We start from the raw sequence: 23,441 nt of genomic DNA on the forward strand, positions 1-23,441 counted from the left end.
CCGTAGCCGGGATGCGGTCTGTCAGCATCCCGGTGGTCCCAGGTGGCGGAAGATACAGGCTGCCTGTTTAGGCGTCAGTAGCTTACGCCCGGGTTTCCAGCCATTGGCAGCCAGCTGGGACAATAGTTCCTGGCTGACCCCTATCCAGCGGGCGAGTTGCCTGGAGGCACTTTCGGGTTTGACATGCGGGAAATAGAGGATAGCCAGTTCTTGGTAACCCCATGACCGTTCTTTCCCGTAATCGGATTCGGTAGTCTGTTCTTCTGTATTCATAATATACTTTTCTTGAATGATTTACTGTTTCAAATATAGTGAATTATTCTTTGAATGTCAAGCTTTGTGTGATGTTTTATCCGGCTAAATTGAGTTTTTTATGACAAAATATGAGTTTGTAAAACGTTTCCTTCCGGAAGCCGAAGCTGCGGAGAAACGGTTCCATCTGAATCCGGTCGTTATGCTGGCACAGGCTGCCATCGAGTCGGGGTGGAATGAAAGTAACCTGGCGAAATTACATCGTAACCTGTTCGGTATTACCGGATATGGCCCGTCCAACGAGTTCTGGCACGGTTGCCGGGTGGAATTGGTCCCGCGCGGATTGCCTTTCCGCAAGTATTCCGATACGCAGAGTAGCTTTCTGGATTATGCCCGGCTGATCGTTACGGCTTATCCGGCCGCTGCCGCAGTCAGTTATTATCCTTCTGCTTTTGCGCATGAAATTGCGTACAGCAAATATATCAGCGAAGTAAACGGTGATAACCGGACCGCTTACTGTCATTTGCTCGACCGTCTGTCGGTTGCGATCGGCAAGCTGATCAAAGCACCGGTGTGTTGATTATCTTCTACCAGTAAATTTTTATCGTATGAAAACACTTCGTATTGTTTGTAATTTCCTTTTATCCTTGGTGCAGGCCCTGTTTCCCCGTGGCCTGAAAGGGAGGCACAGCTGCCCAGGCGATCCCGTGGCTGGCGCTGATAGCACTGTTGTCGCTTCTTCTGAAGCAGACGGAGGTGGCGCTGGCAGCCATCGGCGCGATCTTGTCGATCATCCGTCCGGGGAGTCCGCCGGGGACCCATCCGCCACAGAATCCGCATTAGAGGAACCTCCTCCGGCAACCACGGCTGGTAATTTGATGGGGTGGCTGTTGATCGGGGTAGTGGCGGTGAAACTGTTCTGTTGAAAGGAATGTATATTTACAACCTGAAATTCTGCCTCCTGAACTCCATCGGCGAAAGCCCCATCACATTGGAGAATGTGCGGGAGAAATATTGAGATTCTTTAAAACCGAGCTTGTGAGCGATCTGATTCACCTTCATATCAGTCTGGATCAGTAACTTGCAGGCTTTGTTTATTTTCAGGCGTGTGAAATAATCCATAGGGGAGTGGCCTGTCTCCTTAACGAATTTGCGGTAGAAGTATGATTCCGAATATCCGCAGAAATTAGCGAAATCGGCCAGCTTGAGGTTACTCTCGATATTATCGTTCATAAAATGTACGACGCGGTTCATCACATTTTCAGAATACTCTTTGGGACGGAAGTTATTCCGGTAGACATCGATGAACAGGAAAGAACCCAGGAAATGGGCAAAACACAGATTGGCGTAATGCATATGATCCATAGAGGTACTTTCGTTTAGCGTAAAGAAAATCTCCTCAAACAGGTCGAGCCGTTCTTCAATGCGTGACTGGGCGGAAGGAGAGACCGTCGTCGGCTTATCGAAACGGCTGGAGAAAAGAGGGGCTTTGCTTCCCCGGAAATGAATCCAGTAGATCGTCCAGGGACTGGTCTCATCGGCTCCGTAAGCATGCGGGATATTCCGGGGCAGGATAATGAACTGGTTAGCCTCCAGATTTTGCCGTTTCCCGTACAACTCTATCCAGCCGCATCCTTCCTTACAATAGATGAAAAGAAACTCATCGCATCCGGTTGGCCGGTTAATATAATGATGGGAAGCCCTTGAGAAGTATCCCATCGAATAAAGATACAAGTCACCTGTCAGTGGACTATCTTCCATCAGATTGATCATCGGGATAGGAAGATATATGAAACGTTCGCCGGAAAATCCTAGTTCTACTTTTGCCATTTTTCATGTATTTCGCTATTCACAGCATAAAATAAGCAATAATAATCCACAAATAAGACAAGATTTTGCTATTTTTTATAGGTTGGTAGGACTTTATATTTGTAACTTACTTAAAGTGTGGCCTACAATAAGGGGAAGATCGTATGATGAAAAGAAAATATTCAATATTTGCAGTGTTTATTTTATTGGTAGTTGCAGCTTGCGGAGAGAGTAAGTATGTGCTGCAATCTCCCGATGGCAGTCTGTCCGTAAAGGTCGGGCAGTCGGATAAAGGTAATCTTATCTACCGTTTGGAAAAAGTAATAAGTATGAAGCATTTCAAAATGCTTTAAAGTTGAATTATTTAAATATGATGTTATGATGATGAATATATCAAAAGGTTTGTTTACTCTTTTTACTGTAGTCGGTTCGGCAGCTTGCAGCAATGTGCAGATTGAAGGTTCCTGGATCGAGCCTGTCCCCGGTATGCCTGAGATGGTACAAGGTATTACGTTAGAGAATGGAGGGAAGGCTACTTCCATCAATATGGCCACCCTGCAATATGAGTCTTGGGAGAAAAATGGAGATAAACTGGTGTTGTCGGGTAAAAGTATAGGTAACCACCAGACTATATCTTTTTCGGACACATTGCAGATAGAAGAGCTTACGACTGAGAATTTGGTGTTGAAAAAAGGTGATTTAGTTATAAAATATCAGAGACAAAACTAGAGTTAGGGGAAGAACCTAAATTGAATACAATGAAAAAGAAAATAGCTTATTGTTTGTTTGCATCTGTATTATCTTCTGTGATTTATGCAGATGTTGTTCCGTCTTCAGTCGATTATGTGGTGCGTCCTCTCTACGGTTACAGGGCGGACGGAACTCCCGGGCGTATTGTGACGGTTAAATTGAAAGGAAAGGAACTGAAAGGAGAGCTTTCCGTAGATGTGATAGCCAAAGGAAAAACAGAAAAGAACCATTTTGCATTGAATGCGAAAGATTCGACGGAGGTTGAAATTCTGTTACCTTCCACAGTACCTACAGGGAAGAAGTCGGAAGTCACCATGGTTCTTCGTGGGGCGGATAAGGTGTATAAGCAAAAAGTCAGTGTTATGCCTATGCGTCATTGGAATGTTTATCTGTACAACCATGCTCACGTAGATATAGGATATACCAATACGCATAAGAACGTAGAACAGCTTCACAAGAATAATATCATTGAAGGGATAAAACTTGCAGAAGAGACGAAGAACCATCCGGAGGGTGCCCGCTATGTGTGGAACCCTGAAATTGGATGGCCGCTCGAACGCTTATGGCAATCCAATCCGGAGATGCGGGATGAGGTCATCGATGCAATCAAGAAGGGACAAGTGTGTGTGGATGCCAGTTATCTGAACCTGAATACTAGCATTTGTACAGATGAAGAGATGTTCCACATTTTTAAATTTACGCGGGAAATGCAACGGTTAAGCGGGCAACCAGCAGACGTTTTCCAACAGTTCGATATTCCGGGTATATCGTGGGGACTTGTTCCGGTAATGGCACAGGAAGGAGTTCGGTATATTATTTCCTGGCCTAATTCTGACCGGGCGGGAAATGCCCATGCCAATATGGATGGTAAGCCTTTTTGGTGGTTGGGGCCGGATGGAAAATCGAAAGTATTGTTTTTCCAACCTGGCAGTTATGCCAATAGCGGGAGTATGGGAAAAGGCGGAGAGACGGGACGTCCGTGGTTCGGCCAACGTGATCCGGAAAAGGTTCCGAAAGTAATACGTACCGGATATGCGAATGTAGACTTTACCAAGCAGTTGGAGTCTATGGAGAAAGATAATTACCCCTACGATTTTGCCTTGTTCTCCTGGTCCTTGTGGGACAACAATCCCTTGGATGCCGATATCCCTTTTGCGGTGAAGGAGTGGAATGAAAAATATGCCTACCCGAAGATTCGTATTTGTGGTGGTCACGAAATCATGTCGATGATAGAGGATAAATATGGAGACCAGTTGCCGGTCGTATCCGGCGACTATACGGAATATTGGACGGACGGTTTAGGTACGGCAGCCGGCCTGACCGCCAAAAATCGAAATGCCAAAGAGCGGTTGACACAGGCGGAAACAATCTGGTCCATGCTGGCAGATGGCGGGAAAGCTCCACGTGACGATTTCGATGAGGCTTGGCGTTATATCCTTTTAGGTTCGGAACATACCTGGTGCTTCGAGAACCCGACCGAACCCTATTTCCAGGATGCCATCTGGAAAGTGAAGCAGTCTTACTTCCATGAAGCCGAAGATCGCTCGATCGATATGCTGGATGAATCGCTGGCTCCTGCCACAGATAAGTCGAATGGGGCGCTGGGGCCTAAGGAAGGTCCTTCCAATGGAGGTATCGCCGTCTTTAATACGCATTCATGGCCGCAGAGCGGTGTGATCCGGTTGACGGCAAAAGAGAGTTTGAAAGGGGATAAAGTGGTCGACCAGCATGGTAAAGAGGTACTTTCCCAACGCCTTTCTACCGGTGAGCTGTTGTTCTATGTTCCGGAAGTACCGGCATTGAGTTCCCGTCATTTTCGGGTAGTGGAAGGCAAATGTTCTTTGTCGGGCAGTTGCAAAATAGAGGGAACGACACTGGAAAACGATTGTCTGACGGTGCATGTGGACCAGGCAACCGGTAATATTGTTTCTTTATTGAAGAAAGGTTCTGAATATAACTATATCGGCGAGGGGGCCAATACATTCTCCTGGTTGCCGGCGAATGTGGATGCTCCGCAGGCGGATACGGTATTATCTGTTTCCGTAGTGGAAGAAGGTCCTTTGGCTGTAGAACTGCGTGTGGTATCGAAAGCAACCGGTTGCCGGAGCGTCTCTCGTTCTGTCCGTTTGTTGGCAGGCCAGCCATGGGTGGAAATCTCCAATGTCGTAGATAAATTGCCTTTGGTGGAGAAAGACGGCATTCATTTTGGCTTTGCCTTCAATCTGCCGGACTCAAAGACCCGTGTCGATATTCCCTGGGGAGTGATGGAAGTGGAAAAGGACCAGTGGCCGCAGGGTAACCGTAACTGGCTTGCGATGCAGCGGTGGCTGGACGTATCGAATGCGACTCATGGCGTGACTTGGTGCTCGTTGGATGCTCCTCTCTTTGAATATGGAAACCGTACAGCCAATATAGCTTTGGGCTGGGGGGATAAAGGCAATTGGTTGAAAAAACTGGAGCCGAGTTCGACTATCTATTCCTGGGTTATGAATAATCATTGGCACACTAATTTCCCGTTGACGCAGGACGGTCCCGTACGTTTTCGTTACCGCTTATTCCCTCATGAAGGATATGACGTGGTAAAGGCTAACCGATTCGGTCTGGAACAATCACAGCCGCTGGTTTATGCAACGGCAGACAAAGTTCAGGTCGTAAAGCCAGTTATTGCTATTGGTAATGATCGGGTATACACAACGATTCTGAAGAGTACGGATAAAGAAAAGGAACTGATTGTTCGTCTCCGTTCTTTGTCGGATAAGGAAGAGTCTGTAAAGCTCTCTTTCCCGAAAGCCGATCCGAAAAGTCTTATGATTTGTGATCGTGAAGAGAACCCGTCAAGGTCGACTAATGGGGAACTTACAATGAAACCTTACGGGCAAGTTACATTGCAATTAAAATATTGAACATAGATAAATATGTCTCCCTGACGTTTATTTCCAGGGTTTTAAAGCTGATATACAGAGACCGGACTTGTAAGCTTTCTGTTCCTTTTTATACTAATTAGGAACGGTTGTTTGCAGGTCCGGTTTGTTTTTGGATACGTGAAATACGTTTGCAATAATAATCCACAAAATAAGCAATGTTTTGCTATTTTTTATCGGGTAGGCAGCCTCTATATTTGCATCACACTTACAGTGCGATATACAATAAAATAATCTTAAATACACATGAATATGACATCAAAACAACGTGTTCAAAACGCATTGAACCATAGCACCCCCGACCGGATACCGGTGGACTTTGGAGCCACTTCCGTTACCGGTATCCATTGCAAGGTCGTGGAGGCGCTGAGACAACATTACGGACTGGACCCTCACCCCGTCCGTGTCATCGAACCCTTTCAGATGCTGGGTGAGATAGAGGAGGATTTGCAGGAAATAATGGGTATTGACTGTGTTCCCGTCTTCGGACGCAAGGACATGTTCGATATCGACGAAACCCAATTACACGAGCAGGTTACTCCTTGGGGGCAAAAAGTAATGATTGCCTCCGGTATCGATCTGACGACGGATAAGGAAGGCGACGTGTACATTTATGCCGGTGGCGACCGTTCCTATCCGCCCAGTGCCATCATGCCTTCGGGCTGCTATTTCATCAATGCGACGGAAAGGCAGGAATATGTGGACGACGAAGCCATTACTCCGGAGGATAACCTGGAAGAGTTCGGCCCTGTTTCCGAAGAAGATTTGCAATACTATAAAAAGACCGTGGAGCAGGCCGCAGCAACCGGAAAGGCCGTTGTTGCGAGCTTCGGCGGGACGGCTTTGGGCGATATCGCTTTTGTGCCCGGCATGGGATTGAAGAATCCGAAAGGTATCCGCAACGTGGCCGAGTGGTATATGTCGACCGCCATGCGCCGCGACTATGTGCAGACGGTCTTTGAGAAACAGACCGATATAGCTATTGCAAACTACCAACGGTTGTGGGATACCGTCGGCGAGAAGGTAGACGTGGTCTTCACCTGCGGGACCGATTTCGGTACCCAGGATTCCCAGTTCTGTTCGCTGGATACCTTCAGGGAACTGTGGCTTCCCCATTACAAACGGATGAACGACTGGATTCACCAGCATACCACCTGGAAAGTATTCAAACATACCTGCGGAGCTATCCTGCCGATTCTTCCCGGTCTGGTGGAGGCGGGTTTCGATATCATCAACCCGGTACAGATTAATGCGAAGGATATGGACCCTGTGGTCCTGAAAAAGGAATACGGCAGCCAAGTCACTTTCTGGGGTGGCGGTATCGATACCCAGCGTATCCTGCCGAATGCAACACCCGAAGAAGTGCGCAGCCATGTTTTGCAGGAATGCGAGATACTGGGAAAAGACGGAGGATTCATTTTCAATGCCGTCCATAATATCCAGGCTAATGCGCCGGTCAGGAATGTGGTGGCAATGATTGAAACCCTGCGTGAATTACGGAATCAATAATTTAAAAGAAATAAAGTTATGGCAGATTTAGAGAGTTTGTATGAAGCTATTTTGAAAGGGAAACTCGATGTCGCCAAGGCTGTGACAACCGAGGCGATAGCAGAGAATGTAGACCCGCAAGAAATTATTAATGGTTATATGTCGCGGGCGATGGAGGATATCGGAAAACGTTTTGAGGAAGGAAAAGCCTTTGTCCCTGAACTGTTGATGGCGGCCCGTGCCATGAAAGGGGCGCTCGATCTGTTGAAGCCGCTGATGAAAGGAGCTGCTTCGCACCGGTTGGGCAAGGTGGTAATCGGTACGGTGAAAGGCGATTTGCACGACATCGGAAAGAACCTGGTCGCTTCCATGCTGGAAGGTTGCGGCTTTGAAGTGATAAATCTGGGAACGGATATCTCTTCAGAGAAATTTATCACGGCGATCAAGGAAAACCAGGCGCAGATTCTTTGTCTTTCCGCCTTGCTGACCACGACGATGAATTATATGCAGGAAGTGATCGACGCCCTGGAAAAGACCGGTATCCGCCAGGAGGTGAAGGTCATGATTGGTGGTGCCCCTGTATCCGAATCGTTTGCCCGTCAGATTGGAGCCGACGGCTACAGTGATAATGCGAATGCCGCCGTGACGCTGGCAAAATCATTGTTATCCGCTTAATTGTATGTTTGATTGTAGTTTGGATTTTAGCACGTTGTCCCTGACGGCAAACGACCTGTTTGCAGAGATGGGATACGGCAACACAGCCCCGGAAGAACCTGTGGAGGCACTGGCCCTTTCCATGCTGAAGGAGGTTTCTTCCCGGACTGTTCCCCGTTGCACTTTCGGCTTGTTCGACGGTACGGTGGATGACGGATATGTTACCCTGGATGGCGGAGAACCCTTTCCCGTAGGGGGGACAATCGCTTCCCTGCTGAAAGGCTCCGAACGGTTCGCCCTGTTTGCCGCCACGGCCGGGATGGCTTTTCAAGAATACCAGGATAGCCTGAAAGCAGAGGGAGATATCCTGAAATGCTTCATTGCCGATATTATCGGGACTTGCATTGCCGAGAAAGCCGGCGACCGGATGGAACGCCTGCTTGAAAAAGAACTGAGAGGCGAACGGCATACGAACCGCCTGAGCCCCGGCTATTGCGGTTGGCACCTCACCGGACAGAAAACGTTGTTCCGGCTGATGGGAGGCGCCCCTTGCGGCATCAGCCTGTCTGATGTCTGCCTGATGACTCCTATCAAGTCGATTAGCGGAATAATCGGCATCGGTCCGGAGGTAGATGAGAAAAAATACGGTTGCCAGTATTGTGAACTGGAAACCTGTTATAAACGAAAAAGAAAGAAGAAATAATGGAAATACAAGAATGGTTGCAGGAGACAATCAGGCAAAAAGAACGTAGGGCTATTCCTATCATGACCCATCCGGGCATTGAACTCTGTGGAAAAACAGTGAGAGACGCAGTCACCAGTGGTATGGTGCATGCAGACGCTATCTGCCGGTTGAACGAGCAGTATCCTTCGGCCGCCCCGACCGTGATTATGGACCTGACGGTAGAGGCGGAGGCTTTCGGTGCAAAGGTGGTCTTCCCCGAAGACGAGGTGCCCAGCGTAACGGAACCGCTGGTATCCGATAAGGAGTCGATTGATAATTTACAGATACCGTCTCTGGATACCGCACGTGTCCCCGAGTATCTGAAAGCGAACCGTCTGACGGCGGAACGTGTGAAGGATAAGCCTGTTTTTGCCGGCTGTATCGGTCCGTTTTCACTGGCGGGACGTTTGTTCGGTTTGTCCGAACTGATGATTGCCCTTTATGTGGAGCCGGAGAACATCACTGTCCTGTTGGAGAAATGTACCCGTTTCCTGATCGATTACTGCCGTGCGATTAAGGAGACAGGCGTTCATGGCGTGATTATGGCGGAACCGGCTGCCGGGCTGATTTCAAATGAGGATTCGCTGCTTTATTCGACGACCTATGTCCGCCAGGTGGTAGAGGCCGTGCAGGACGAACATTTTATCGTAATCCTGCATAACTGCGGAAATGCAGGCCATTGTACGGAGGCTATGGTTCAGTCGGGAGCGGCCGCACTTCATTTCGGCAATAAGATCGATATGCAGGATGCCCTTGCCAACTGTCCGGAAGACCGTCTGGTGATGGGGAATCTGGACCCGGTCGGTCTTTTTAAACAGTCCTCGTCAGAAGAAGTATATACCGCGACTATGAATCTGTTACAGCAGACCAAAGCATGGAAGAATTTCGTTTTGTCGACAGGTTGTGATGTCCCGCCCCATATTCCGGCTGAGAATATCGAGGCATTTTATCAAGCACTTACTAATTTTAACAGGTCAATGTAAAAAAAGGGAGGTGTATCAAAATAAACTTTTGATGCACCTCCTATTTTGGATTCTGTTACTTTTTACCGGATAAACAGCAGTTCGCGGTATTTCGGCAACGGCCACATCTGGTTGTCCACCATCAGTTCCAGTTCGTCAATATGTTCGCGTATATCATCCAGGAACGGAACGACTGTGTCATGATAAGCGATCGCTTTGCTGCGGTAGTCGGTGATAACGTTCGCCTTCTTGCGGGCTTCGATCATCTCGTCCGTCATGCGTGTTACGGCATTTACGTGCTTGGATATTTTGCGTACCAGGCGGCGCGGTTCGGCAGACAGGTCCTCATATTCTTCCGGACTGAACGTTTCCTTCAGCTTGGTGATATTGCTCAACAGCAAAGACTGGTAATGCAATACGACCGGGATGATATGGTTCATGGACAAATCTCCCAGGACGCGGGCTTCGATTTGTACTTTCTTGATATAGATTTCCCATTTCACTTCGTTGCGGGCTTCCAGCTCCTTTTCGCTCAGTACGCCTGTTTCCCTGAACATGCGGATTACTTCCGGCTTCAGGTAAGCGTCGTATTGCAATGGAACGCTGTTTTCGCAATCCAGGCCGCGGCGGGCAGCTTCCGCCTTCCATTCGTCGCAGTAACCGTTGCCGTCGAAACGGATGGGTTTGGATTCTTTGATATAAGCCTTCAATGTTTCGAAGATAGCCACTTCCTTGCTCTTGCCTGCTGCCTGGAGTGCTTCCACGTCCTTCTTGAACTGTTGTAACTGATAGGCTACAGCAGAATTGACAGCCAGCATGGCCGAACCGCAGTTGACGGACGAACCCGGAGCACGGAACTCGAAACGGTTGCCGGTGAAAGCGAACGGCGACGTGCGGTTGCGGTCCGTATTGTCCAGCAGCAGTTCGGGAATTTGCCCGAAGCCGAGGCTCAGGCGTTTCTTGTCGTCCACCTCGATGGCATCTTCAATCGAACTGTTTTCGAATTTATCCAGTACCTCGCTGATTTGTGTACCCAGGAAGGACGAGATAATGGCGGGAGGCGCTTCGTTGGCCCCCAGGCGGTGGGCGTTGGTTGCCGAAGCGATACTGGCTTTCAGCAGCCCGTTGAATTTATAGACGGCCATCAGCGTATTGACCACGAAGGTGATGAAACGCAGGTTGTCTTCGCGGTCCTTGCCGGGCGAGAACAGGTTGATGCCCGTATCGGTTCCCATCGACCAGTTGCAATGTTTACCCGAGCCGTTCACACCCATGAACGGTTTTTCGTGAAGCAGCACGCGGAAGTTGTGGCGGCGTGAAACACGTTTCATGACCGACATCAGCAACTGGTTATGGTCGTTGGCCAGGTTGCATTCTTCGTAGATGGGCGCCAGCTCGAACTGGTTCGGGGCCACCTCGTTATGACGGGTTTTTACCGGGATGCCCAGCTTGTAGCATTCCACTTCCAGGTCTTTCATGAACTCCTGTACGCGTGAAGGGATGGCGCCGAAATAATGGTCGTCGAGCTGCTGGTTCTTGGCACTTTCGTGTCCCAGCAACGTGCGTTCCGTCAGTGAGAGGTCCGGACGGGCGGAGTAAAGCTCCTCGTCCACCAGGAAATATTCCTGTTCCCAGCCCAGGTATGTGATTACTTTGTGAACATCTTCATTGAAATAGTTGCAAACCTCTTTCGCCGCTTTGTTGAGTGCTTCGACAGAGCGTATCAGCGGTGTTTTGTAGTCGAGAGCTTCGCCGGTATAGGCGATGAAGACTGTCGGGATACAGAGGGTGTCGTCTACAATAAATGCGGGGGAGGAGGGGTCCCAGGCAGAATAACCGCGGGCTTCGAACGTGTTGCGCAGTCCGCCGTTGGGGAAGCTGGACGCATCCGGTTCCTGCTGTGCGAGCAGTTTGCCGCTAAATTCTTCAATCATACCGCCGTTACCGTCGTGTTCGACAAAAGCGTCGTGTTTTTCGGCTGTCCCGTCGGTCAGGGGCTGGAACCAGTGTGTATAATGGGTAACTCCTTTTTCCAGTGCCCACATACGCATACCGGCTGCCACATGGTTGGCTATTTCGCGGTCGATAGGTGTTCCGTTATCAATGGCGTGGGTCAGGGCTTTGTACGTTTCCTTGGAGAGATACTTTTGCATAGCCTTGCGGTTAAATACGTTCTCGCCATAGTACTCGGATACTTTCTGTTTGGGAGTGACGGCTTCTACGGCCTTACGGTTGGAAGCTTTCTCCACTGCATTAAAGCGTGAGATTGACATATGGATTATTTTAATGTTTTACCGGCTGCAAAGATACAAGCAAATCTTCATTTATGCTTTCAACGGGTAGTTAAAAACAATTTCATGGAACATTTTGGTAGCGGCCGGAGATAAATTGTCCGGCGGGTTGCATGGAATAAAGTTCTTCTGTTCTATCTTTTACTCCTTCACTTTCCCGACAAACAACACATTATTATCATTCTCATCCAGCGTCGCTGCCAGTTCCTCGAGTTTCTTTCTGTCCTGGCTGGGGCATTTGCCGGAGGCGAGATGTTTTTCTATCTTTTCGATCAGCTGTCCCGGTTCCATATTCCGGATAAAATATCCCTGGTAGAAATTGTGGCCTGTTCCGGAGATGGGGAGGTTTCCGTAGAAGTCGTTTACCAGACGGAAATGGGAGGAAGCATTCTTCTTTTTATCAATCAGGATATCTCCGCCATTTTCCGGACCGTTTTTCCCCCAGAAATAATAATTGACCATGAAGTGATTCGGGAGCCGGTAGTATAGATGTATCGGTTTCTCTTCCGGATTCGGGAAAGTCATGGTAAATTCAGGCAATAACCGGTTGCCGACAGGATCGTAGACAAAAAGAGTGTCTATGCTGGTGTGGAAGAAATCGAACCCGTTGCCGTTTTTGTAAGAGAAAACTTCTCCGTTGAAGTCCGACACTGTCCTTTTGGCGGTTGCCGGAATCTGTTTCAGGATGTTTCCTTCCATATCCACTTGGAAGGCAAGCGGTTCCCCTTCCTGAAATGGCATGTGTACGACGGATAATGTGCCGTCCGCATTGAGCGATAATTTAGGTTTGTTGATCTGTCCCGGAAGCGGGATGTCTTTGATCCATTTGCCATTCGTGCCGTACACCATGATCTTCCGGCCATAGAAAGGTGAGAGGAAGATACGGTCGTTCTTTTCGTCGATGACTTCATCGTAAATGGATATGGCATATTCTCCGGCTCCATTGCCTACGGAGCCGATGTCGTGCAGGAATTTACCCTCTTTGTCGAAGAGTTTGAACGGTCCGCCGCTTCGTTGCCGTACCCCGATATACTGGTCGGTGACGAGGGTGAACCAGGCTTTGAACATGGCGGAGTCAGAGTTGTCGAAACGTATGATGCGGCAGTCTTCGACAAATTCGCTGAGCGGCACGTCGATAGTGTCTTTCGCCAGGGCGAAGTCGCACACGGTCAGTTCGTTTCCGCCTGTTTCAACGGTGGTGATACTTCCGTCGTTCGTTTTCAGTGCTTTTTGTTTCTGGGTGAAAATGTTGCAGGCGGATAAACATCCCAGTAACAAGACGGAGGAGAGGAGCAGACAAGTTGTTTTCATACAGGATCTATTTAAAGTTGTTTACTATCAACAAAAATACGAATAGCTCGTAATTACGAACTATTCGTATGAAAGTATTTGATCCCGGTTAGATTATATTAACTGTTTCAGAACAAACTCCACGCTACAGTCAACCCCGCCATCACGATAGCCACCATGCTCATCAGCTTGATCAGGATATTGAGGCTCGGACCGGAAGTGTCTTTGAACGGGTCGCCGACGGTATCGCCGACAACGGTTGCCTTATGGGCTTCGCTGCCTTTGCCGCCGTGGTTGCCTTCTTCGATGTGTTTCTTGGCGTTGTCCCAGGCACCGCCTGCGTTGGCCATGAAGATGGCCAGTACGAAACCTGTGCTCAGTCCGCCGATCAGCAGGCCGATCACGCCGGTCACACCGAATATCAGTCCGGTCACTATCGGGGCGATGATCGCCAGCAACGAGGGAACAACCATCTCATGTTGTGCCCCTTTCGTCGAAATCTCTACGCAACGGGCGTAATCGGGTTCCGCTTTTCCTGTCAGGATACCCGGTATTTCGCGGAACTGGCGGCGTACTTCTTCTACCATATGTCCGGCGGCGCGTCCTACGGCGTTCATCGTCAATCCGCAGAACATAAAGGCCATCATCGACCCCAGGAACATGCCCGACAGTACTTTCGGATTCATCAGTGTCACATCGTAGTAGATCATAAAGTCGGAGAAAGAAGCCTTCGATACCTCCATTGTGCGCCCGTCGGCAAACGACAAGACGTTTTCTCCCAGGCGCAGCAGGCCGATCTTGATCTCTTCTATATAAGACGCCAGCAACGCCAATCCCGTCAGGGCGGCAGAGCCGATGGCAAATCCTTTACCGGTGGCGGCTGTGGTGTTACCCAGCGAGTCGAGGGCGTCGGTGCGTTTGCGTACTTCTTTGCCCAGACCAGACATTTCGGCATTTCCTCCGGCATTGTCGGCAATCGGGCCGTAAGCGTCGGTAGCCAATGTGATACCCAGGGTGGAAAGCATGCCGACGGCAGCGATGCCGATTCCGTAAAGTCCCATTCCTACATTGCTAAAGTCAAATCCCGAGGCAAAGAGGAAAGAGCAGATGATACCTACCACAACAGCCAGCACGGGGATAGCGGTAGAAAGCATTCCCAGTCCTAATCCGGAAATGATAACGGTGGCCGGCCCTGTCAGTCCCGCTTCCGAAACCCGTTTGGTCGGGTTGTAGGATTGTGAGGTGTAATATTCCGTTGCCTGGCCGATCACGATACCTACCAGCAAGCCGATCACTACCGAGCAACTGATCCAGAACCAGTTGTCGAGGTCGAGCAGGTAAAGTATCCCGAAGGTGGAAACAGCGATCAGCACCGAACTGAGGTTTGTACCGATAGCCAGCGCCTTCAACAACTGCCGGATATTAGCATCCTCTTTCGTCCTGACGGCAAAAATACCCAGGATAGAGAGGACGATGCCGACAGCCGCGATCAGCATCGGTGCGATTACTGCCTTATATTGCATTTCTATATTACCGGACGAAACGAAAGCGGCAGCGCCCAGAGCGGCGGTCGCCAGTATCGAACCGCAGTAAGATTCGTACAGGTCGGCACCCATACCGGCCACATCGCCTACATTGTCACCCACGTTATCGGCGATGGTGGCCGGGTTACGCGGGTCGTCTTCCGGAATGCCGGCTTCCACTTTCCCGACAAGGTCGGCTCCCACATCGGCGGCTTTCGTATAGATTCCGCCTCCCACGCGGGCAAAGAGCGCCTGTGTAGAGGCTCCCATGCCAAAGGTCAGCATGGTCGTAGTGATAATGGTCAGTTTATGGGTAGGGTTCAGGGCTTCATCCGGAATGAAAGCGTTCAGCAGGACGTACCAGAAAGAGATGTCGAGTAGTCCGAGGCCGACCACCACCAGTCCCATGACGGCGCCGCTGCGGAAAGCGACCTGCAACCCCTTGTTGAGCGATGAACGGGCGGCATTGGCTGTACGGGCGGAGGCATAAGTCGCCGTCTTCATCCCCAGGAATCCCGCCAGTCCAGAGAAGAAACCGCCGGTCAGGAAGGCGATCGGCACCCATTCGTTCTGCACGCCGAAGCCGTAAGCCATAATGGAAAACAAGATAACCAGCACAAGGAAAACCGAGGCTACTACCTTGTACTGTTGTTTCAGGTACGACATCGCACCTTCACGCACATAAGAAGCGATTTTAGCCATCGTTTCCGTTCCTTCACTCTCTTTCATCATTTGCCGAAAGAAGAACCAGGCAAATACCAGCGCCAGAACCGACGCTACGGGCACAATCCAGAAAATACTAGTTATCATAGTCGTTAGATTTAAAATGAATAACCACCCCTTAGGATCGTTATTTTGTTTCCCGTAAATGTAAGAAAAATAAAAACGTAGAGAAACTTTTTCGTAAATAATACTGTTTCATTCTAAAAAAAACAGCATATTTGTCACCGTAAAAGAGAGAAAACATACAATGACGCAAGAATCGAACCATAAGACCTATAGATTGGGATTGGCCTTAAGCGGCGGAGGCGCGAAAGGTTTTGCACACCTTGGGGTATTCAAATTACTGGAGGAGTGCGGACTGAAGCCGGATATCATCGTTGGGACGAGTGTCGGTGCGTTAATGGGTACTTTGTTTGCCGACGGCTATTCGGCAGACGAGTTGAAAGAACTCTTTACAGGCCGTGAATTTTCCGAATTTGCACAACTCCAGCTTCCCAAGTCCGGCTTGTTCGACAGCAAACGTTTCCGGTATTTCCTGAAACGCCATCTGAGAGCCAAGACATTTGAAGAACTGAAAATCCCTATGATTGTGGTAGCGACCGATCTGGATAACGGCGAAAGCCATGAGTTCGATAGCGGGCCTATCGTGGAGGCAGTGACTGCTTCGTGCAGTATACCGATCATTTTCAGTCCGGTAGTGATTAACGGGGTACATTATGTGGACGGCGGTTTGTTTCATAACTTCCCGGTTTCCATCATCCGCGACAGGTGCGAGCGGGTGATCGGGGTGAATGTCAGCCCGCTGGTTCCCCAGAAATACAAGCAAACGATATTTCATATTGCAGAACGTTCCTATCATTATATGTTCCGGGCCAATACGCTGGAAGATCGTGAGATGTGCGACGTGTTGATCGAGGCGGAAGAATTCGGCATGTATAAAACTTTTGATTTGGAGAATGTGGAACAGATTGCCCGCATCGGTTATGATGCAGCGATCCGCGCATTCGAATTGGTGATACAAGAGAATAAACATGAAACACTGGTGAAAGCGATTATGGCGCGGAAGAACAATATGCTTCTGCCATAGCTTTGTCCGGCGCTTGCCCGGATAACTTTTACCGATAATATTTAAAGTTGATAAAAGCGATGAAACAAATGGATAAAATGATCATTTATCAGGTATTTCCCCGTTGGTTCGGAAATCTGAAATCTCCGTTGGTAAAGAACGGTAGTGTAAGGGAAAACGGAGTAGGAAAGTTCTCCGCCTTTTCACCGACGGCCCTGGCAAAGATCAAGGAACTGGGTACGACGCATATCTGGTACACCGGAGTGATAGAACATGCTACCCAGACCGATTATTCCGCTTATCAGATACGCAAAGACCATCCGGACGTGGTGAAAGGCAAAGCCGGTTCCCCTTATGCAATAAAAGATTACTACGATATAGACCCCGACCTGGCAGAGAAGGTACCGAACCGTATGAAGGAGTTCGAGGCGTTGGTGAAACGTACGCACGATGCCGGGATGAAGGTGATCATTGACTTTGTGCCGAACCATGTGGCACGCGAATATTACTCGGATGCCCGCATGTCGTATGTCGAAGATCTGGGACAGCATGATGATACGACCAAAGGGTTTGACCGTAATAATAACTTCTATTATATTCCGGGATGCCCGTTGCACCTGTCGTTTGCCGAAGCGCACGGGGATTACGATTATAGCGAGTTCCCCGCTAAAGTGACTGGGAATGACTGTTTTAATCCGTGTCCGGGAAAGAACGACTGGTACGAAACGGTCAAGCTGAATTATGGCGTGGATTATGTGAATGGCCGGATCGGTCATTTCAACCCGGTGCCCGGCACCTGGACGAAGATGCTGGATATCCTGCTTTACTGGGCGGATAAAGGCGTTGACGGTTTCCGTTGCGATATGGCGGAGATGGTACCGGTGGAATTTTGGAACTGGGTGATTCCGAAGGTAAAAGAAAAACATGCTGTTGTTTTCATTGCCGAGGTTTATAATCCGGCAGAATACCGTAACTATATTTTCAACGGTCATTTTGACTATTTGTATGATAAGGTAGGACTGTACGATACCGTGCGTGCGGTGATGTGCAATCAGGCTGCGGCCAACACGATCTCTTACTGCTGGCAGAGCCTGGAAGGTATCCAGTCACATATGTTGAACTTCCTGGAAAACCATGACGAGCAGCGTATCGCCTCTTATTTCTTTGCCGGCGATCACCGTCCGGGTATCCCCGGCATGATTGTTTCGGCCATGATGAATACGAACCCGGTCATGATCTACAGCGGTCAGGAGTTGGGCGAGCCGGGTATGGACGAGGAAGGTTTCAGCGGACGCGACGGGCGTACGACGATATTCGATTACTGGAGCGTGGAGAGCCTGCGCAAATGGATCAACGACTGGAAGTTCGATGGCGCCGGTTTGACGCACGAGCAGCGTGAATTGCGTGAGAAGTATGCCCGGATACTGAACGTGGCGAAATCGGAGCAGGCCATTACTCAGGGGGCTTTCTTCGACCTGATGTATGCCAACTCGCGGAATCCGTATTTCAATTCGAATAGCCAGTATGCCTTTATGCGCAAATACCGTAACGAGGTCGTACTGATTGTCGTGAATTTCGATAAAAGCGAACAGACGGTGCGGGTAAAGATTCCTTCCGACGCATTTCTTACACTGGGTTTTGACGATAACAAGGCCGCTACGCTGACGGATTTGTTGACGGGAGAGACCAGTATCAGTACGCTGACGGCGGCGTGGCCGTATCAGCTGGTTTTGCCGGCTTATTCGGGTAAGGTTCTGAAGTTTACGTATAAGTGATGAGTCTTTCATTTCGTTAGAAAAAGTAACAGGGGCGGGGTTGACTCGCCCTTATTGTTGAAAGTTTTCCGAAGATAAAGGGATAATTGCAAATAAGTTTTGTACTTTTGCAGCACAATTCAAATCTATTTACTTAAGATAAATATTCGGAATAATGAGTGCACAAACTCCTTTCTTGGTGTTTTCGGGAACCAACTCCCGGTATCTTGCAGAGAAAATTTGCAATAGTCTTGGTTGTCCTCTGGGGCAGATGAACATTCAACATTTTGCTGACGGTGAATTTTCAGTATCTTATGAAGAGTCTATCCGTGGTCGTGACGTGTTCCTTGTTCAATCAACATTTCCTAACTCGGACAATCTGATGGAGTTGCTCCTGATGATTGATGCGGCTAAACGTGCTTCTGCACATTCTGTAATTGCTGTTGTTCCTTATTTCGGTTGGGCCCGTCAGGACAGAAAGGATAAACCCCGTGTGTCTATCGGTGCAAAATTGATCGCAGATATGTTGAGCACTGCCGGTATCGACCGTCTGATTACAATGGATTTACATGCAGACCAGATCCAGGGATTCTTCAATGTTCCTGTCGACCACCTGTATGCTTCTTCTATCTTCCTGGATTATATCAAGGGAGAACTGCCTTTGGATAACTTATGTATCGCAACACCTGACGTGGGTGGTACGAAACGTGCCAGCAGCTATTCCAAATACCTGGGATTGCCGATGGTTATCTGCCACAAGTCACGCCTGCGTGCCAATGAGGTAGCAGAAATGCGTATCATCGGAGATGTGGAAGGGCTGGACGTTCTTCTGGTGGATGATATGGTGGATACAGCCGGTACAATCACTAAAGCCGCTAACCTGATGATTGAAAACGGCGCTAAGTCTGTACGTGCAATCGCCAGCCACGCTGTTATGTCTGACCCGGCTTCTACCCGTGTAGACCAGTCTGCGTTGACGGAAATGATCTTTACCGATTCTATTCCTTACGCAAAGAAATGTGAGAAAGTAAAAGTATTATCTGTTGCCGATATGTTTGCTGAAGCAATCCGCCGTGTTTGCAGTGGCGAATCTATCAGTTCTTTATACGCTATTTAATTAGCAGGGATTAATGATATAAAAAGGCTGCCGTCGGATTGATGGCTGCCTTTTTTATTGGTATGCGGTGACTGGCGGAGGGATTAGCTTCCTCCGATATAGTCTTTCAGGGCATTTACGTAATTCTCGAATGCCTGTCGTCCTACGGGTGTTATCCGGCAGGTGGTACGGGGTTTCTTTCCGACAAAGCTCTTTTCGACTTCTATGTAGCCGGCTTCGCTCAGTTTGTCTATCTGCACACTCAGGTTTCCCGCTGTCGCCTGTGTCTTTTCCCGCAGATAGACGAATTCAGCCTCCTCGACCGAAAGGAGGATGGATATCACGGCGAGCCGCAATTGTGAATGAAGTAACGGATCTAGTTCTTTAAACATTGCTTCCTGGCTTTATTATTGACGATATGTCCGGGTATGATCATCATAAACACGAATGATAAACCGAAGTAAAGATACCACAAAGTTGTCGCTTTTTCACCTATCAGTAGCATGGTTAGCATATATATTGCTACAATAAACGCAATGAGGGGGGCGTAAGTCATCCAGCGCTCCTGTATTATAATGCCTGTAATGGAAGTGCCGAGTCCGCAATAGACCAGGGAGAGCGGTAGCATAAGCAGGAAATCTGCATGTCTGGCGAATGTAATCTCCATAATGCCGATCGTCAGAAAAGTAATGATAAACATGTATCTCATCACTTGCCATACCTGTGAGATCACTTTGTCTGTATAGGTAACGACCTTCGGTTTGTTTTGTCGTTTTCTGTAAGAGATCACCGGCCATACGGCGAACATCAGCATCCAGCCCCAACTCCAGATGAAGTTGTGTGTGAAGTTGATCAGCAGAAACAGCACAACCGATAAGGCTGTCGTAAAATATCCCCAGAACAGCATTATGTTTCCCTGTCCCACCTCCATATTCTTTTTGCTGGAGTTTATCATCTGTGTGATGAGTTCCAGGCTTTCTTTCTCGTTTAAAAGTCTTTCTTCCATGATTTTATTTGTTTTTATATTGTTCGTACTATGTTTGTTCAAAGATAATGTCATTGTTTTTAACAGTCAATCATTCCGGTCTATTTTTCGTTCAACCGGTTTCTTTCAGAGTTTACGCCCCGTTCGATTGTCGGCTTCTTTACTTTCCTGCCGCTGTTGAAGTTCCAGGTCAGTGTCGCTTTGAAGGTACGTCCGAGGTATCCGCTTTCGAAGTGGCTTTGTGACGTGTAGGCTTCGATATGGCTGGCAAAGTCATTATAGCGGTTGAAGATATTATCGGCCGAAACAGTTATCAGAAAGTGGTTGCCGGCCAGCTTCTTCCGGGCAAACAGGCTGACGATGTGCCGGGGAGCCACTTCGCTGTTTCCTGAATACAGGCGGCTGGTTCCGCTGTATTGTCCTTCGATCGTGATGTCTTTCGGCAGCGTGAAGGTTGCGGTCGCGTTTGCGAATGCCAGGTAATGGTGGGCAAATGCGGCTTTCTCCGTCATACGGATATCCTGGCGTACACCGACGAAATTGGCTGCCAGGTTAAGCCATGGGACGGGTTGAACCGGGATACTGGCGGCAACGAACCAATGGTTTTCGACGTCATGGTTTTCGTAGGTGATATACGAAACGTCCGGGTCGACGACGTCTACCTTGCAGAATTCGCGGATCAGGTTGCGGTGCAGGCTGCCTCCGATTGTTAGCGTGTAACGGTAATTATAGACAAGGGTCGTGCTGAAACGGTGGATATAGGTCGGTTTCAGGTAGGGATTGCCTATGTTGTAGCTGTAATCGGAGGTCTGGAGCCGGTTCGGGTTGAGCGTATAGAAGGCCGGACGTTCGATGTTGCGCGTGTATTGTCCGACCAGCATCCAGGTCTTCAGGTTGTTGAAGGCATAGGTGGCGCTCAGGCTCGGGAACAGGTCGAAGTAATCCCGTTTAATCCGGTCGCTCTCGTTCGCGGTCCGGGTATATTCACCCCGCAGTCCGGCTATGAACGCCCAGCGATTGATTTCTGTTGAAAAAGATGCATATACTCCCATGATGTTTTCCTTGTATTTGAGTGCGTAGCCGTAAGCCGGACTGATACTCCATTGTTGGTCGGCCGAGAGATCTTCGTAGCAGGAATTATCGTCCATGAATGTATGCGTGTACTTCAGACCGGTGTTCAGCGACATTCCTTTCCGGAAGTATTTATTCATTGAAATATCGGTGGTGACGATCTTGTAGGTCGCATCGCTGTTACTTCGGTACGTACTGTCTGTATCCCGGCCTGCTGTCTTTTGTATGACATAGTAGTTGTTTTTCCCCGTCGACTTTTTGTCGGCATAATCAACAATCCATTTGAGCAGGGAGCCTTTGTCGTCGAGTTTATGCAGGTAGTTGGCGGTAGCGGATAAAGTGTTGTAATCATCCTTCTGGTTATAATCGCCGGTACTGTTTATTAGCCATTCCTGCTTGGTCAGTTCCGTTTCGCTGTAAGAGTTGCCCTTAGACAGCTGTCCGACATATTCTATCTCCGCTCCGATGCTGTTGACGGTATCGATTTCGAAGATGGCTCCGATGTGTCCCGTACCATAGTCCGATCGTGTGTCGAACCTGGAGAGGCTGGAAAAGCGGTTGTCGTTGTCCGGATATTGCCTGACGGATGTCATCATGCTCTCATTCTTCGGTGTGAAATTGCCGGAGGCGGCAGCGTTTACGGTCCATTTCCCGAGACGTGCATTGAGTGTTCCGGAAGGCATGTAACGGGTAAGGGTAGAAGATAAGGCGGTCCCGGCCGTGACACTCCCCTGGATACCGTCCGTTTGCCGCCGGCGGAGTGAGATCAGGATGATTCCGCCCCGTGAGCTGGCTTCATATTCTGCTCCGGCTATCGGGATGACTTCTATTCGCCTGATATCTTCCGATTTCAGCGAACGAAGGTAGGTGAGAAGTTCTTCGCCGGTAAGTTTTATTTCGCGGTTATCGACGAATACCTTTGTGCCCTGTGCTCCGTTGATGGAGATATTATCTTCTGCCAGCCATACGCCGGGAGCCTGCGACAATAACTCGGTTCCGTCTTTCCCGGTGGAAGGGGAGACGGACAGGACGAAGCGGTCTGCCTTGCGTTCGATATTTTTTGCCTGTACCACAACCTCTTTCAAGGCATAGGAAGAAGCCTTCAACGAAAGGGTGTCGTGCATGGATGCGGGCAGCAATAATTCTTTTTGCAGCGGCTCATATCCGATACACCGGACGATTACTTTATATGTTCCTGCTTTTGCTTCCATGGTGAAATAGCCCTTGTTGTCGGTTGTCGTACCTGCTTTTTGAATCTCATCCTGCAAGAGGACGATTGTCGCGTATTCAACTCCGTTTCCCTGCCCGTCGGTAATGTGGCCGGAGTAAATCTCTGCCGTTGCCGGCTTCCGGGCCATAGCCGGAAAGCCGGTAGCAAAGAAGAGTGTAAAGAATAACAGCCATTTCATGTCTTACTCGTTTGCCGGGTAATATAATTTCAGTTTGACCGTCTCTTCTTCCTGTTGCGTTTTACACTTTTTCATGGCATACCCTTCAGCCGGCTTTTTGTCTTCGGTGAAGTCCATTTGGTAATTGCCGTTTTCGTCATGGAAGACTGAGATATCGAACTGTTCCCATTCGACGTTTTTAAGCGTGATAGTTGCTTCTCCTTTCTCCGGTTTGGCCATGCCGTATACCGGTTTTGTCTCTTTTCCTGATTGAGCCATGACGAGGATTGTTCCGTTTTCTCCGCGTATGTTACTCACTTTGACGATGATTGTCCGTGCTTCGGCAAGATTGCAAGTAAAGAATATTGCCAGAATAAATAGTATGATTCGTTTCGTTTCCATGTTTTGTTTACTTTAAAAGTGAATGTAAATAAGTTTATAATATAAACCATATATGGATTAAAAAAGTGCAAGGAGCTGCGCATGTCTCACCTACACGCTGCAAATATAAAATGGTTTATGTTATAAACCAAATTAAAGGCGAAAAAAATGAAACAATAGGGTGAAATAGTTGAAATAAAGGCGGTATACCGGGAAAATGGTTGCGGCAATTGTAAGAAATAGCTGCCGCAGTGGTAAAAAACAGGTGCTACAATCATATAAAACGACTGCGGCAACCATTCGAGATAGTTGC

At 48.7% G+C, this 23,441-nt stretch carries 20 protein-coding genes; 11 read left to right on the forward strand and 9 right to left on the reverse strand.

The window, feature by feature from the left end; all coding sequences use genetic code 11:
- Positions 1 to 21: 21 nt before the first annotated feature.
- Positions 22 to 273, reverse strand: coding sequence for a DUF4248 domain-containing protein (locus C825_RS07835; RefSeq protein ID WP_010802073.1), 252 nt, complete (start codon positions 271 to 273; stop codon positions 22 to 24).
- A 100-nt stretch (positions 274 to 373) separates the two neighbouring features.
- Between C825_RS07835 and C825_RS07840 the strand changes: the two genes are divergently transcribed.
- The gene (locus tag C825_RS07840; protein WP_010802074.1) at positions 374 to 832 is read left to right on the forward strand and encodes a glucosaminidase domain-containing protein; all 459 of its coding nucleotides are present in this window, start codon (positions 374 to 376) and stop codon (positions 830 to 832) included.
- A gap of 359 nt (positions 833 to 1,191) precedes the next feature.
- Here C825_RS07840 and C825_RS07845 read toward each other — a convergent pair whose 3' ends face one another.
- Complete coding sequence (locus C825_RS07845) at positions 1,192 to 2,082, reverse strand: AraC family transcriptional regulator (protein WP_010802076.1); 891 nt, start codon at positions 2,080 to 2,082, stop codon at positions 1,192 to 1,194.
- Positions 2,083 to 2,225: 143 nt separating this feature from the next.
- Here C825_RS07845 and C825_RS07850 point away from each other — a divergent pair, with 143 nt between their 5' ends.
- The 7 genes from C825_RS07850 (at position 2,226) to C825_RS07880 (ending at position 9,581) form a co-directional block, all read left to right on the forward strand.
- Entirely contained in the window at positions 2,226 to 2,414 is a 189-nt protein-coding gene (locus C825_RS07850; protein WP_010802077.1) for a hypothetical protein, read from the forward strand.
- A 25-nt stretch (positions 2,415 to 2,439) separates the two neighbouring features.
- Positions 2,440 to 2,790 carry a lipocalin-like domain-containing protein gene (locus C825_RS07855; protein ID WP_228100079.1) on the forward strand — a complete coding sequence of 117 codons (351 nt, stop codon included), beginning with the start codon at positions 2,440 to 2,442 and terminating at the stop codon, positions 2,788 to 2,790.
- A gap of 29 nt (positions 2,791 to 2,819) precedes the next feature.
- A complete protein-coding gene (locus C825_RS07860) occupies positions 2,820 to 5,714 on the forward strand; it encodes a glycoside hydrolase family 38 C-terminal domain-containing protein (RefSeq protein WP_010802079.1) in 2,895 nt (964 codons plus the stop codon).
- Between the two features lie 270 nt (positions 5,715 to 5,984).
- On the forward strand, positions 5,985 to 7,241 hold the full coding sequence (locus tag C825_RS07865) for a uroporphyrinogen decarboxylase family protein (RefSeq protein WP_010802080.1): 1,257 nt from the start codon (positions 5,985 to 5,987) through the stop codon (positions 7,239 to 7,241).
- An 18-nt stretch (positions 7,242 to 7,259) separates the two neighbouring features.
- The gene (locus tag C825_RS07870) at positions 7,260 to 7,895 is read left to right on the forward strand and encodes a cobalamin B12-binding domain-containing protein (protein WP_010802081.1); all 636 of its coding nucleotides are present in this window, start codon (positions 7,260 to 7,262) and stop codon (positions 7,893 to 7,895) included.
- A gap of 4 nt (positions 7,896 to 7,899) precedes the next feature.
- Complete coding sequence (locus C825_RS07875) at positions 7,900 to 8,577, forward strand: vitamin B12 dependent-methionine synthase activation domain-containing protein (RefSeq protein WP_010802082.1); 678 nt, start codon at positions 7,900 to 7,902, stop codon at positions 8,575 to 8,577.
- Positions 8,577 to 9,581, forward strand: a complete 1,005-nt coding sequence (locus tag C825_RS07880; RefSeq protein WP_010802083.1) for a uroporphyrinogen decarboxylase family protein — start codon at positions 8,577 to 8,579, stop codon at positions 9,579 to 9,581. Before C825_RS07875 ends, C825_RS07880 begins: the two co-directional genes overlap by 1 nt.
- A 62-nt stretch (positions 9,582 to 9,643) precedes the next feature.
- Here C825_RS07880 and C825_RS07885 read toward each other — a convergent pair whose 3' ends face one another.
- From C825_RS07885 to C825_RS07895, 3 genes are all read right to left on the reverse strand, one after another.
- Positions 9,644 to 11,833, reverse strand: a complete 2,190-nt coding sequence (locus C825_RS07885; RefSeq protein WP_010802084.1) for a glutamine synthetase III family protein — start codon at positions 11,831 to 11,833, stop codon at positions 9,644 to 9,646.
- Between the two features lie 159 nt (positions 11,834 to 11,992).
- Positions 11,993 to 13,162, reverse strand: coding sequence for a DUF4934 domain-containing protein (locus C825_RS07890; RefSeq protein WP_010802085.1), 1,170 nt, complete (start codon positions 13,160 to 13,162; stop codon positions 11,993 to 11,995).
- A gap of 107 nt (positions 13,163 to 13,269) precedes the next feature.
- Positions 13,270 to 15,474 (reverse strand): sodium-translocating pyrophosphatase, encoded by a 2,205-nt coding sequence (locus C825_RS07895; protein ID WP_010802086.1) that lies wholly within the window; start codon positions 15,472 to 15,474, stop codon positions 13,270 to 13,272.
- 160 nt (positions 15,475 to 15,634) lie between these two features.
- Here C825_RS07895 and C825_RS07900 point away from each other — a divergent pair, with 160 nt between their 5' ends.
- From C825_RS07900 to C825_RS07910, 3 genes are all read left to right on the forward strand, one after another.
- Positions 15,635 to 16,474, forward strand: a complete 840-nt coding sequence (locus C825_RS07900; protein WP_007654675.1) for a patatin-like phospholipase family protein — start codon at positions 15,635 to 15,637, stop codon at positions 16,472 to 16,474.
- A gap of 59 nt (positions 16,475 to 16,533) precedes the next feature.
- A complete protein-coding gene (locus tag C825_RS07905; protein WP_044214785.1) occupies positions 16,534 to 18,228 on the forward strand; it encodes an alpha-amylase family glycosyl hydrolase in 1,695 nt (564 codons plus the stop codon).
- Positions 18,229 to 18,382: 154 nt separating this feature from the next.
- Positions 18,383 to 19,324 carry a ribose-phosphate pyrophosphokinase gene (locus tag C825_RS07910; RefSeq protein ID WP_007654670.1) on the forward strand — a complete coding sequence of 314 codons (942 nt, stop codon included), beginning with the start codon at positions 18,383 to 18,385 and terminating at the stop codon, positions 19,322 to 19,324.
- A gap of 83 nt (positions 19,325 to 19,407) precedes the next feature.
- On the opposite strand, the gene C825_RS07915 is transcribed toward C825_RS07910, so the two are convergent.
- The 4 genes from C825_RS07915 to C825_RS07930 form a co-directional block, all read right to left on the reverse strand.
- Complete coding sequence (locus C825_RS07915) at positions 19,408 to 19,695, reverse strand: winged helix-turn-helix domain-containing protein (RefSeq protein WP_007654669.1); 288 nt, start codon at positions 19,693 to 19,695, stop codon at positions 19,408 to 19,410.
- Entirely contained in the window at positions 19,680 to 20,309 is a 630-nt protein-coding gene (locus tag C825_RS07920) for a hypothetical protein (protein WP_010802088.1), read from the reverse strand. The genes C825_RS07915 and C825_RS07920 overlap by 16 nt, the downstream gene beginning before the upstream one ends.
- A gap of 80 nt (positions 20,310 to 20,389) precedes the next feature.
- A complete protein-coding gene (locus C825_RS07925) occupies positions 20,390 to 22,768 on the reverse strand; it encodes a TonB-dependent receptor (protein WP_010802089.1) in 2,379 nt (792 codons plus the stop codon).
- A 3-nt stretch (positions 22,769 to 22,771) separates the two neighbouring features.
- Complete coding sequence (locus C825_RS07930) at positions 22,772 to 23,149, reverse strand: DUF2141 domain-containing protein (protein ID WP_010802090.1); 378 nt, start codon at positions 23,147 to 23,149, stop codon at positions 22,772 to 22,774.
- Between the last annotated feature and the right edge of the window lie 292 nt (positions 23,150 to 23,441).

Origin of the sequence: Parabacteroides sp. ASF519 (assembly GCF_000364265.2) — a bacterium.
In the GTDB taxonomy this organism is placed as follows: Bacteria; Bacteroidota; Bacteroidia; order Bacteroidales; family Tannerellaceae; genus Parabacteroides; species Parabacteroides goldsteinii.